The sequence below is a fragment of the Iodobacter sp. CM08 genome, from assembly GCF_033446605.1.
Classification (GTDB): Bacteria; Pseudomonadota; Gammaproteobacteria; order Burkholderiales; family Chitinibacteraceae; genus Iodobacter.
Map to the genome: position 1 here is coordinate 39,641 of NZ_JAWQUO010000034.1, position 12,540 is coordinate 52,180.

9 protein-coding genes are annotated in these 12,540 nt (G+C 48.9%); 8 read left to right on the forward strand and 1 reads right to left on the reverse strand.

Annotated elements, in window-relative coordinates:
• Positions 1-37 precede the first annotated feature (37 nt).
• From ttcA to R6242_RS17335, 7 genes are all read left to right on the forward strand, one after another.
• Entirely contained in the window at positions 38-976 is a 939-nt protein-coding gene (ttcA, locus tag R6242_RS17305; RefSeq protein ID WP_318429176.1) for a tRNA 2-thiocytidine(32) synthetase TtcA, read from the forward strand.
• Entirely contained in the window at positions 976-1,758 is a 783-nt protein-coding gene (locus R6242_RS17310; protein WP_318429178.1) for a fused MFS/spermidine synthase, read from the forward strand. Before ttcA ends, R6242_RS17310 begins: the two co-directional genes overlap by 1 nt.
• A gap of 98 nt (positions 1,759-1,856) precedes the next feature.
• Positions 1,857-2,372 carry an RNA pyrophosphohydrolase gene (locus tag R6242_RS17315; RefSeq protein WP_099399856.1) on the forward strand — a complete coding sequence of 172 codons (516 nt, stop codon included), beginning with the start codon at positions 1,857-1,859 and terminating at the stop codon, positions 2,370-2,372.
• A 64-nt stretch (positions 2,373-2,436) separates the two neighbouring features.
• Positions 2,437-4,044: a two-component system sensor histidine kinase NtrB gene (locus R6242_RS17320; RefSeq protein WP_318429182.1), complete on the forward strand. Its 1,608-nt coding sequence runs from the start codon at positions 2,437-2,439 to the stop codon at positions 4,042-4,044.
• A 74-nt stretch (positions 4,045-4,118) separates the two neighbouring features.
• Entirely contained in the window at positions 4,119-5,468 is a 1,350-nt protein-coding gene (locus tag R6242_RS17325) for a sigma-54 dependent transcriptional regulator (protein ID WP_318429184.1), read from the forward strand.
• Positions 5,468-6,046: a 1,6-anhydro-N-acetylmuramyl-L-alanine amidase AmpD gene (ampD, locus tag R6242_RS17330; protein ID WP_318429187.1), complete on the forward strand. Its 579-nt coding sequence runs from the start codon at positions 5,468-5,470 to the stop codon at positions 6,044-6,046. The genes R6242_RS17325 and ampD overlap by 1 nt, the downstream gene beginning before the upstream one ends.
• A 32-nt stretch (positions 6,047-6,078) precedes the next feature.
• Entirely contained in the window at positions 6,079-7,974 is a 1,896-nt protein-coding gene (locus R6242_RS17335; RefSeq protein ID WP_318429189.1) for a potassium transporter Kup, read from the forward strand.
• 78 nt (positions 7,975-8,052) lie between these two features.
• On the opposite strand, the gene R6242_RS17340 is transcribed toward R6242_RS17335, so the two are convergent.
• Positions 8,053-8,649: a 6-pyruvoyl trahydropterin synthase family protein gene (locus tag R6242_RS17340; protein WP_293934732.1), complete on the reverse strand. Its 597-nt coding sequence runs from the start codon at positions 8,647-8,649 to the stop codon at positions 8,053-8,055.
• Between the two features lie 672 nt (positions 8,650-9,321).
• On the opposite strand from R6242_RS17340, the gene R6242_RS17345 reads away from it, so the two are divergent.
• The gene (locus R6242_RS17345; RefSeq protein ID WP_318429192.1) at positions 9,322-12,183 is read left to right on the forward strand and encodes a glycosyl hydrolase family 18 protein; all 2,862 of its coding nucleotides are present in this window, start codon (positions 9,322-9,324) and stop codon (positions 12,181-12,183) included.
• The last annotated feature ends 357 nt before the right edge of the window (positions 12,184-12,540 follow it).

Consider the following 12,540-nt stretch of genomic DNA (forward strand, 5'->3'; position numbering starts at 1 on the left):
AGGGCGCGATGCGCCCTGCTCTGCATTGGTGCCCCGTATGACTGATTCAACGCTTTCCGAAACGGAAAAAAAGCAGCAGTACAATTTTAATAAGCTCGCCAAACGCTTACGCCACAATGTTGGCGATGCGATCAATCATTTCAATATGATCGAGGAGGGCGATAAGGTGATGGTATGCCTGTCTGGTGGTAAAGACAGCTATACCATGCTGGATATCTTGCTGGGCCTGCAAAAATCTGCGCCGATCAATTTCAGCATTATTGCTGTGAACTTGGATCAGAAGCAGCCAGGTTTCCCAGAGGATGTGCTGCCGACGTATCTGGCAGGCGTTGGCGTTGAATACCGTATTATCGAAGAAGATACCTACAGTATTGTCACTAGGGTGATTGAGGAAGGCAAAACCACCTGTAGCCTGTGCTCGCGCCTGCGTCGCGGCATTTTATACCGTGTGGCCGAAGAGCTAGGTGCAACCAAGATTGCGCTGGGCCATCATCGCGACGATATTCTCAGTACACTATTCTTAAATATGTTTTACGGCGGTAAGCTAAAAGGTATGCCGCCTAAGCTGGTGTCGGATAACGGTAAGCATGTGGTGATTCGTCCTCTGGCTTATTGTAAAGAGAAAGACATTATTCGCTACGCTGATGCCCGCGAATTTCCTATTATTCCGTGTAATTTATGCGGCTCTCAGCCCAATTTACAGCGACAAGTTATTGCCGACATGCTGCGTGATTGGGATAAACGCTTCCCTGGGCGTTTAGAAACCATGTTTACCGCCGTGTGTAATGTAGTGCCTTCGCATCTGGCCGATCCTAAACGCTATGACTTTGCCAATATCAAGGCCGATGGTCAGCCGCGAGCGGACGGCGATAAGGCTTTTGATAAGGAAGTCTTTAGCGATCCGGCGCGGATTTCAATTATGGATAGCCGAGACAGCCGTAAGCCAATCCACGTTGACGCTTGTGGAGAAGCCTAATGCTAGGTAGACGCAATAGCCACCGTGGTGGCGATGAGATCATGATCGATGTGTCTGAATCGCAAGGTATTCGTAAATTGCACTTTGGTGCGGACGACACGCAAAGCGCGATGCGGGTGTCGGACCCAAATGAAATGATTCTTTCGTATTCGCGCTGCATGTTTGGCTATTTATTGTTTACTGAGCTGCCAAAAACTGCCTTGCTGATTGGCTTGGGTGGCGGCTCGATTGCCAAATGGGTGCATCACAAGCTGGTGGATACTAAGCTGACCTGTGCAGAGCTATTCCCGCAGGTGATTTCGGTGGCGCGCTCGATGTTTTGCTTGCCTGCTGATGATGAGCGTTTAGAGGTGTTATGCACCGATGGCGCGGCCTATGTCTACAATATGCCAGATGGCTCTAGTGACCTGATTATGATGGACGCTTACTCGGCAACGGGGATCGCAGAACCCTTAGCTACGGTTGATTTTTTCAACGCTTGCAAGCAAAGGCTTACAGATAACGGCGTGCTGGCGGTGAATCTTTGGGGCGCTGATCGTCGTTTTAATCATTACTTAGAGCGTTTAGGTGAGGTTTTTGAGGGCAGAGTGCTATGTTTACCTGCAAGGCAGAAGGGAAATGTAATTGCTTTTGCTTTTCGCTGCGGTCAGAACAATCCAACGTGGGATAAGTTGGCGGAGCGGGCTAAACTGCTTGAAACCCAGCTGGGGCTTGAGTTTCCAGAGTTTGTGGCAGATCTAGCTAGGATGAATCCGCATAACGATAGAAAACTTTTTATTTAAATTCCACCATTTACCCCCTGTTTGCACCGAATACCTGTTTCCAAGCAGGGTAGGATGTGGAAAAATCAGTTAACTAAGCAATTTACGCAGGTAAGGATATGCTCGATCGTGATGGCTATCGGCCTAACGTCGGCATCATCATCATCAACCGGCAAAACCAGGTGTTCTGGGGTAAACGAGTGCGAGAGCATTCGTGGCAGTTTCCGCAAGGCGGCATTAAACAGGGTGAAACACCCGAACAGGCGATGTATCGCGAGCTGATGGAAGAAGTTGGATTAGGCCCTCAGCATGTTGAAATCATTGGCCGCACAAGGGACTGGTTGAAGTACGATGTGCCGACAAACTGGGTTCGCCGCGAATGGCGCGGTACGTACCGGGGGCAGAAGCAAATTTGGTTTTTGCTTCGCCTGACAGGGCACGATTCTGATGTGTGCTTGCGCCGCACTACGCATCCCGAATTTGATGCGTGGCGCTGGACTGAATATTGGTCACCACTGGATTCGGTGATTGAATTCAAGCGTACGGTGTATGAATCGGCTCTTTTTGAACTGACACGTTTCTTTGAAGAAGCACCTGAGCGTGTGGCTCGCGCCATGCGGTTTTCGGGCCATTAGCTCTATCATACAACGCGGGCAAAGCACACATTCTTTGCCCGTGTCTCTTCCCCCTCCCGTTCCCATGAAAAATACCTCCGCTTTTCACACCGAAATGCACTGGCGCTCGCTGGCGCTGCTGAATATTTTTCGCTTACTTTCCAATCTTGGTATTTTCTGCAGCGTATTTTGGCTGGCATACAAGCCAATTATGGGGATAGAAGAATGGCGCTCATTTTTAACCTTGGCTGGAATTGATAGCGTTTTAGCGTTGTTCTTTGCCTGGGGTATTCATCGCCGCCGGCCTGGTTTTGAAGTTCAGCTAAGCATTCAAGTGGCCATTGATGTGCTGTTTATTGTGGGCATGATGCATTTGTTTGGTGGTTTACGCAGCGGGCTCGGCACGCTCTTGCTGCCATATTTGGCAGCAGCAGGGTTGATCTCGCGCGGGCGTATGACCTTATTTCATGCGGCAATGGCGAGTATTGCTTTATTAAGCGAGCAAACGTGGCAAATCTGGCAGGGTAATGCGAGTGCTAGCGATTACTTTTCCCCCGCTGTTTTATGTGTGGCTTCTTTTGCCGTGGCTTGGTTGGCGCATCGCTTGGCACGGTTTGCTCAGGCTAGCGAGGCTTTGGCAGAGCAGCGCGGCATTGATTTGGCTAATTTAGGCCAGCTTAATCAGCGGATTTTGCAAGATGTTTCGGATGGCGTGTTGGTGGTCGATGCAAAAGGGGAAATTAGGCAATGTAATGAGCAGGCGATTCGTTTAGCGGGCATGCGGCCAGAAGGAATGTTGATTCATGCTATGCCGGTAGTGGCGGTTGCGCTGGCGCGCTGGCGGGCGAATCCCAGTGATAATCCTAGTTTAATTATTACCGCCTTAACACGCAAAACACTAAGGCCACGCTTTGTTTTACTTTCAAACGATTCTCAGGGGAATGTGCTGATTTATTTAGAAGATTTAGATAAATTACGGCGCGAGGCACAGCAATTAAAATTGGCGGCTTTGGGACGATTAACCGCCAACTTAGCCCATGAAATTAGAAATCCACTCAGTGCCATTACCCACGCTGCACAATTATTGGGTGAGGAGGCGGATGCAAATACGCTGATGAAGCGTTTAACGCGAATTATTGATGATAATAGCCAGCGCTTAGAGCGTATGGTTAAAGATGTTTTAGAGCTTAATCGGCGTGATCGTGTGCAAATGACGCAAATTAAGTTGGCAGACTGGCTGGATGTTTTTGTTGAAGAATTTAAGTTGCAAGAAGAAATTCATGTGATGCTGACTTTGGATTGCCCGCCTGAGGCAGAAATCCGTTTTGACCCAGGGCATTTACATCAAGTGATGTGGAATCTAGCCCGTAATGGTTGGCGCTATTGCCAAAAGAAAAACGGTAGCTTGAGTTTTCGGGTTTGGAGTGAAAATCAGCATTGGTTGATTGATGTGGGTAATGATGGGCCTACTGTTGCGCCCGATGCGCAAACCCAATTGTTTGAGCCATTTTTTACTACCGAAACGAAAGGTACGGGCTTAGGCTTATATATTGCCCGTGAAATTTGCGCAGCAAATGGCGCGGTGCTGGAATACATCGCTCCTCCATTGGGAGGGGTGTGTTTTCGGATTATCTTTGGCTATATCCATCGCCAAGACGCAGCCCTGCCATATGAATCACCCAGTAGGCATTGATCAGCTAAGCCCAATAGACGGCTGGCGGCCGTACTGATGCCGCTTAGCGTTAGCTCGTAAATTTAGGAATAAATATGGCTAGAAAGTCGAGTAAAAATAGTAAGCGCGTGTTGGTTGTGGATGATGAACGTGATCTAGCTGAGTTGCTTGAATTAACCCTACTCAAAATGGGTTTAGATGTTGATTGTGCCTACGGGGTAAAAGAGGCGTGCAGCAAGCTAGATCAGGGCATTTATGAGCTATGCCTAACCGATATGCGTATGCCCGACGGCGAGGGCCTAGAGATTATTCGACACATCCAAAATAAAGGCTTAGATGTACCCGTGGCGGTGATTACGGCCTATGGCAGTACTGATAATGCTGTGGCGGCATTAAAAGCGGGCGCGTTTGATTATCTGGCCAAGCCCGTAGCGCTGGATCAGCTGCGTGCCTTGGTAAAATCAGCATTGGCGCTAGACGATACGCCCATCAATACTCAACAAGATCGGCCCTTATTGGGCGAGTCGGCGGCAATGCAGCATGCCTTAGAGCTGATCGCTAAATTGGCAAAAAGCCAAGCGCCAGTGTATGTCACGGGGGAATCTGGCTCAGGAAAAGAACGTGCCGCGCGTTTGATTCATGCCAGCTCTAGCCGTGCCAATCGGCCTTTTGTGGCGGTGAACTGCGGTGCCATCCCTGAAAACCTGATGGAAAGCGAGTTTTTTGGGCATAAAAAAGGCGCATTTACCGGCGCAAATGAAGACCGCGATGGTTTTTTTCATGCTGCCAATAGTGGCACCTTGTTTTTGGATGAAGTGGCAGATCTGCCGCTGGCTATGCAAGTGAAGCTATTGCGGGTTATTCAAGAGCGCACAGTACGTAAATTAGGTGCAACTGCAGAAGAAGTCTTAGATGTGCGGATTATCTCTGCTACACACCAAAGCCTCAGCCAGTGTGTGGAGGCGGGGCGCTTTAGGCAGGATTTATACTACCGGCTGAATGTGATTGAGCTGCGCATGCCCGCTTTAAGAGAAATGGGTAGCGATGTACTTGTGATTGCTCGCCATGTGTTGGCAAGACTGGCTAAGCTCAATGGTCAGAACTTACCTGATTTTTCCAGCGATGCGCTAACCGCACTGCAGCGCTATGATTTTCCTGGCAATGTACGTGAGCTGGAAAACGTCTTGGAGCGAGCGCTCGCCTTGGCCGATGGCCATGCCATTACTGCCATAGATCTGCAGCTAAGCCCTAGTGATAATGAGGTAGGAGCGTGCAGCGATTTGGGGGATAAATACCCACTGCAAGACTATATGGATAGGGTAGAGAAGCAGGCTATTTTGGAGGCCCTAGAAAAAACGCGCTTTAATCGCACTCAGGCAGCTAAGATTTTAGGGCTGACTTTTCGTAGCCTGCGTTATCGGCTTGATCGTTTAGGAATCCAATAATGCAGTTTGATGCTTTAGGTTGGTGTAATCAGGCACGTAAAATACCCAGCCCCAATTGTGATGAGCGCAGCGTGGGCATGCTGGTGGATATGGTGGTGATCCATAATATTCATCTGCCTCCAGGTCAGCCATTTGCTGGAGATGATATCCAGCGGCTTTTTACTAATACGCTAGACCCAAACGTGCATCCCGACTATGCAGAGTTAGCCAAGCTACGCGTATCAGCACACTTTTTGATTCGGCGTAATGGGGCGTTGTTGCAATTTGTACCCTGCTCGCAACGTGCATGGCACGCTGGGGTATCGAGCTGGCAGGGGCGAGAGCGCTGCAATGATTTCTCGATTGGTATCGAGTTAGAAGGCTCAGATTTTTTGCCATTTGAGGCGGCTCAATACCTGATGCTAAACACTTTATTGCAGGCATTGGCGCATCGCTATCCATTGAAGTTTGTACTTGGGCATAGCCAAATTGCGCCGGGTAGGAAGACCGATCCTGGTCCTTTTTTTGATTGGACTCATATTGCACTGCCGCAAACTTTATCCGAAAAGTCAGCGGCTTTGCAAAAGCCAGCGTTATAATCCGCCGACCTTCTGTTGAGCTTTAAAAATATATGTCTTCTGCATCTACTTTGGATCGCGATCCCAAAAAAATAGCCGGCTTGGCCATTGGCGCTATTGGTGTCGTTTATGGTGATATCGGTACCAGCCCGCTGTATACGCTCAAAGAGTGTTTCAACCACGCAGATTTAACCCTGTCGGCTTTTAATGTGCTGGGTATTTTGTCCCTGATTTTTTGGGGCCTGATGCTAGTGGTTTCGCTGAAATACGTGGTGTTTATCTTAAGAGCGGATAACCGTGGCGAAGGCGGCGTGCTGTCTTTGATGGCTTTGGCCTTGCGCTCGGCGCAGCCTGGGTCGCGTAAATACGCAATCATTGTTGGCTTAGGCTTGTTTGGTGCGGCGTTATTTTACGGCGATAGCATGATTACCCCTGCGGTATCGGTGCTGTCGGCGCTGGAAGGGATCGGTGTGATCTCGCATCAGCTGGATGCCTATATCATCCCCGTCACTATTATTGTGCTGATTGCGCTATTTATGATGCAGGCTAAGGGAACGGCCAGTATTGGTAAGCTATTCGGCCCAATTATGGTGCTTTGGTTTGGTATTTTAGCTGCGCTAGGGATTTGGAATATTATTAAATCCCCTGATGTTCTGGCGGCCATGAACCCGATCCATGCGGTGCATTTTTTTGCTGCAGAGCCAGGCTTAGCGTTTGTGCTGCTTGGTGCGGTGGTGCTGTCTTTGACTGGGGCCGAAGCCTTATACGCAGATATGGGCCACTTTGGTCGCCCAGCCATTCGTTACGCTTGGTTTATGCTGGTGCTGCCTTCTTTGGTGCTGAATTACTTTGGCCAAGGGGCTTTGTTACTCCATACCCCAGAAGCGATCAAAAACCCATTCTTCTTGATGGCGCCTAGCTGGGCTTTAGCACCGCTGGTGGTGCTAGCAACCTGCGCCACGGTGATTGCATCGCAAGCGGTGATCTCGGGTGCGTACTCGATGACCAGCCAAGCTGTACAGCTCGGCTTTTGCCCGCGTATGGAGATTCAGCACACCTCTGAAAACGAGATTGGCCAGATCTATATTCCACAGATTAATTGGTTCCTATTGGTATCTGTGATTCTACTGGTGCTGGCATTTCGCACCTCTAGCAATCTGGCTGCAGCTTATGGCTTTGCCGTCACCTGCACGATGGTGATTACCACCTTGCTGGCGTTTATTGTGCTGGGCCGTGATGCCTCTGTCGTTAATCGCGTGCTCATTTGGTTTGTGTTGTCGTTCTTATTAGTCATTGATTTGGCATTTTTCTCTGCCAACTTGCTCAAACTGCACGAGGGAGGTTGGTTCCCGCTGCTGATCGGCTTGATTGTCTTTGCTTTGCTCACCACATGGAAGTACGGCCGCAAGCTGCTTAGCGAGCGTATGCACGATGGCGAGCTGCCACTGGCAGGTTTTGTGGAGGCGCTGGAATCTAGTCCACCACAACGTGTAGAAGGGACGGCTATCTTTATGACGGCAAGTACCGACTCGGTACCGCATGCCCTGTTGCACAACTTAAAGCACAATAAGGTGCTGCACGAGCGCGTAGTATTTATGACCATTCTGACCACGGATATTCCTTATGTGGCCGCGCGTGAGCGTGTAGTGGTGCGTAAATTGGGTGAGAGCTTCTGCCAAATTATTGCAACTTATGGCTTTAAAGAAGAAGCCAGCGTGCCGGCAATTTTGGCGCAAGTAGAGTTATTGCAGCCAGAGCTAGAATTCGATGCGATGCAAACGTCGTACTTCCTTTCTAGGGAGACAATTGTTGAGGCTAAATACCCAGCGATGAGCTGGTGGCGTAGAAATCTGTTTACCATCATGAGCCGCAATGCGGCACGCGCCACCAATTTCTTTAAAATCCCACCAAACCGGGTGGTTGAGATGGGGATGCAGGTAGAAATGTAAGGGCCAAAGATTAGCCCTAGGCAATAAAAAAGCGCGGCCCTTGGGTCGCGCTTTTTTATTTTATGAGTCTTTCAATTTCTAAATCTCAACCTGTCTTGGCACAGGCGGATTGGTGAAGTGGCTGCCAGCTAGCAGCTTTTTATACATATCAGGGTCTTTCCATTCTGCTTGGCATTGCTCAGAAAACACCACGTCTTCTAAACGAATCAGCCCCATACGCTCATTGATCGCATCCTCACGGAAGGCTTGGGCGTAGCCAGTATCGGTCTCATGGGCAATCACCGAGTGCAGTTTCACATCGGCCTCACCATTGGCCATCACCGTTTGCTGTAGTAGCGCATCGATAATCACAAAGAACATGCGGGCAAACTGCTCGGCAGATGGGGAAACCGGCATCGCAATCCAGCGGCTAGAAAACTGCTTGCAGAGGCGAATGTATTCCGCGTCGTCCCTATCCCAAAAACACACTGCATGATCAAAGGCATCCACTACATCACGGATGGTGCCCTTCATTAAGCCAAAGTCATACACCATCTGGCCGTGATCAAGCGCATGTGCTTCAAGTAGCACTTCAACTCGATAGCTATGGCCATGGATCGAGCTGCGGCAGCGCTCGCTAGAGCAGTTACGCACGATGTGCGCGTTTTCAAATTTAAACAGTTTGCGGATCAGCATAGGGAGCGGCATTTAAAGAGTTAGCTCAGTTTCTATCAGATGCAGCGCAGATCAGCAAGGTATTGGTCACGATCGTTTTTTTAATAGATCCACTTTGTGGCTAATGGCTATGCCATTAAAACGGTCTATTGGTTTTTTGTAAGATTGGATATTAAGTATGAAGTGCCAACGCTACTTAATATGTTCGGAAAGCTATCGGAAAGGTTTTGGCATGTATTTTATAAGGATAATCATGTGGTTATAAGTTTTTGTAGCAAAAATGTGGATGTTTTTTTGATAGTTACTACATTTTTATTGAATGCATAACTACATTTTTATTTTTGCTGCGTTGATGCGCGCAGCGTGTTTTTTATACATTTCTATTATTTTCAAATAGTTATGGTTTTTTTTGTTTGCATAAAGCCTTTGTTATCTTGAGATAATGTAGTTTTATTTGATCGCTGATATGGATTTCGGTCGTGCGGACGTAAATGTGTCTTCCAAACTATTGACAAGGAAAAAGGCATAGTGACTAATCACCTTAACGCGGGGGCAGTACGTTTAGAGATGAGGTCTGTGGACGATTTGCCATTGCGTTTCTTACAAAAATAATAGATTCGTATTTACTTCATTAATACCAGTTGATGTTCGTAGATAACGCCAATTCATAGAGATGGATGGAGACTTAAAACTATGTCGCAATTTAGTCGCTTTATGCTGGCAGCCATACCTGCTGCTTTTGTTGCCGCGCAAGCTTTCGCGGCTCCTGCATGGAATACCGCTACCGCTTACACTGGCGGCCAGACGGTGAGCTATGCTGGTAAAGATTGGAAAGCCAAATGGTGGACGCAAGGCAATGTGCCTGGTGCGGATCTGTGGGGCCCTTGGGAGTTGCAGAGTGCGGGCACGCCAACGCCAACGCCAGTTCCAACCCCAGCACCAACTCCAGTACCAACTCCAGTTCCAACCCCAGCACCAACCCCCGCCCCAACTCCAGCAGGCTGCTTCTTGGCTTGGTCCGCTAGTACCGCGTATTCGGGTGGGCAGAGTGTGACTTATGCAGGGCGCAACTATAAAGCGCAGTGGTGGACGCAAGGTGATACACCATCGAGTAATGTGGGCGCAGGGAAGCCTTGGCTCGATTTAGGTGCTTGTGGTTCTACAACACCAACACCAGTCCCAACACCGGTTCCGACACCAGTACCGACACCAGTACCAACACCAGTCCCAACACCGGTTCCGACACCAGTCCCAACACCGGTTCCGACACCAGTACCGACACCAGTACCAACACCAGTCCCAACACCAGTCCCAACACCAGTCCCAACACCGGTTCCGACACCAGTCCCAACACCGGTTCCGACACCAGTCCCAACACCGGTTCCAACACCAGTCCCAACACCGGTACCAACTCCAGCCCCAAGCGTTGCTTGTCAGCCTGAAGGTTTGGTGACTGATGTTGCAAATGTGCCTTACTGCGATGTGTATGATGTTAATGGCCGTGAAAAACTGCCAAATAATATGAAGCGTCGTTCGATTGGCTACTTCACCAACTGGCGTAATTCTGGCCCGAACTCCTATCTGGCCGCCGATATCCCGTGGAATGATATTACCCACGTGAACTACGCTTTTGCTCATATCGATGGCAATTGGCAAGTTTCGGTTGGTAATATCGCCGATCCTAAAAACTCCGCCGTCGGCATAACGTTTGACGACAAAAAAGGTGATCCTAAATACTCGCTGGATAATAGCCTGCCGTACAAAGGCCACTTCAATATGCTGCATAAAAACGCGCCTAAGGGCGTGAAGCTGCTGTTGTCGGTGGGCGGCTGGGCGGAAACAGGTGGTTACTTTAACGAGGCCGATGGCCGTACCGTTAGCGGTGGTTATTACGCGCTGACTAATGACGCGGCAACGGGCGCGGTTCGTCAGGACAGAATCGATATATTTGCTAAATCTGCGGTTGATTTCCTGCAGAAGTATGGCTTTGACGGTATCGATTTAGATTATGAATACCCAACATCCATGAATGATGCTGGTAATCCAGAAGATTGGAAGATCGGCAATGCGCACCGTGGTGAGTTGTGGAAAGGCTATATGGCCCTGACCAAAACACTACGTACCGAGCTGGATAAAGCCTCGGCAGCCAAAGGTAAGTACTACATGCTGACGATTGCTTCACCATCATCGGGCTATTTACTGCGTGGTATGGAGGCAATGCAAGCGGTTAAGTATCTTGATTACGTCAATATGATGACTTACGACCTGCATGGCGCATGGAATCACTTCGTTGGTCACAATGCCGCCCTGTACGACACAGGTAAAGATAATGAAATTGCCGACGCTAAGATTTATTCCGGTGGCGATGCGCATTATTACAATTCGCAAGGCTATTTGAATATTGACTGGGCTTATAAATACTTCCGCACTGCATTAGCGGGTGGTCGTATCAATATCGGCTTGCCTTACTACACCCGTGGTTCGCAAAATGTCGCGGGTGGCACCAATGGTCTGTGGGGGCTTTCTGCCTTGGCCGATCAGAAAAAATGCTACCTCGGTACCGGTGGTAATTTAGGCCCTGATGCACTGAGTGCAAAAGCAGGCGCACCTTGCGGCCTTGGCGCACAGGGTATTGATAATCTGTGGTTTGATAAGGACGCCGCTGGCAATGAAATGTTTGCCGGTGTAAATCCGCTTTGGCACGTTAATAATCTGCGTGATGGCCTGAGCGCACCTTACTTTACTCAGTACGGCCATGACCAAAGCCGCCCAGAAGCAAAAGTACGCGGCACTTATCAAGAAAACTACGATGATGTGGCTAAGTCTTCTTGGTTATGGAACCCAACCACCAAAGTGTTCTTATCCACTGAGAACGAGCAATCCTTTGCTGCCAAAGTTCAGTATGCAATTGATCAGGGCGCTGGCGGTATCATGTTCTGGGAAATGGCAGGCGATTACAGTAAGCCATCAGAAAATGGTTTGGGTTACTACTCAATGGGCAGCACGTTGACCAAATTGGCTGCAACTAAAATGCGCGCTGCGGCTCCATACGGCATCAAAGCAGGGGATGAGAAATTTGCTCAACCTGCCGAGTTGCTAGATGTAGCCGTTGATATGGTTGGCTATAAGGCTAAGGGCGATGATAACTATCCGCTTGCAATTGGCCTAAAGCTGAAGAACAACTCTAAAGTTGATCTGACTGGTGCAAAAGTTTCATTTAACGTAGCGCCGTCAACACCGCTGATTCCATCTGAAACGCAATACCTCAAGCCTAGCGATCCACCAGCAGGTAATGGTGTTGAAAACTTAGTGGATATATATAGTGGCGGAACGTGGACAGCTGTAACTGCTGGTAGTAAATCAGGTAACGTAGGCGGCCTACCAGATGGTTTCCATCGCTTAACATATGCAATGAAAGAATCAGGCTGGGGTGTTGCAGACTTTAGTGCGGGCAAAACCATCACCATCGGTATGCGCGTGTTTATGCCTCTGACTGTACCAAGCAATATCACCATCACCCTGCCAAATGGCAAAGTGTATGGCATCAAACGCTGATTTTCGCTTGATTTAAGCGTATTCAGTCAAAAAAACCGCCACGAACCTCTCGTGGCGGTTTTTTTTTGTGCCGCTTGTTTGGCATTAACTGTGAAAACCGCTGGTTTGTGCGGTAGTTCACCGTGCTAAAAATCAACCACTTAGCGTATTGCTACGGTTTTGTTGCGCGGTAGTGGTTGACCTAGTCAGTGATGACCCGTATATTTCGGCCTCTCGCTGCAGCACACACAGCAACACAGTGATGTCACAGCGAGACGATCTTTAACAAAATACAGTCGATGAGTGTGAGTGCTTGGTTCGGAAGCGAAACAAGTGCTTGCATTAGTATTGAGCATTCAGCGATGGATGCTCAGAATA

Bases quoted from the DNA above. Each gene is read 5' to 3' on its own strand.
- R6242_RS17340 (WP_293934732.1), bottom strand. From the start codon at position 8,649: ATGCTGATCCGCAAACTGTTTAAATTTGAAAACGCGCACATCGTGCGT.
- R6242_RS17310 (WP_318429178.1), top strand. From the start codon at position 976: ATGCTAGGTAGACGCAATAGCCACCGTGGTGGCGATGAGATCATGATC.
- ttcA (WP_318429176.1), top strand. From the start codon at position 38: ATGACTGATTCAACGCTTTCCGAAACGGAAAAAAAGCAGCAGTACAAT.
- R6242_RS17345 (WP_318429192.1), top strand. From the start codon at position 9,322: ATGTCGCAATTTAGTCGCTTTATGCTGGCAGCCATACCTGCTGCTTTT.
- R6242_RS17320 (WP_318429182.1), top strand. From the start codon at position 2,437: ATGAAAAATACCTCCGCTTTTCACACCGAAATGCACTGGCGCTCGCTG.
- R6242_RS17335 (WP_318429189.1), top strand. From the start codon at position 6,079: ATGTCTTCTGCATCTACTTTGGATCGCGATCCCAAAAAAATAGCCGGC.
- R6242_RS17315 (WP_099399856.1), top strand. From the start codon at position 1,857: ATGCTCGATCGTGATGGCTATCGGCCTAACGTCGGCATCATCATCATC.
- R6242_RS17325 (WP_318429184.1), top strand. From the start codon at position 4,119: ATGGCTAGAAAGTCGAGTAAAAATAGTAAGCGCGTGTTGGTTGTGGAT.
- ampD (WP_318429187.1), top strand. From the start codon at position 5,468: ATGCAGTTTGATGCTTTAGGTTGGTGTAATCAGGCACGTAAAATACCC.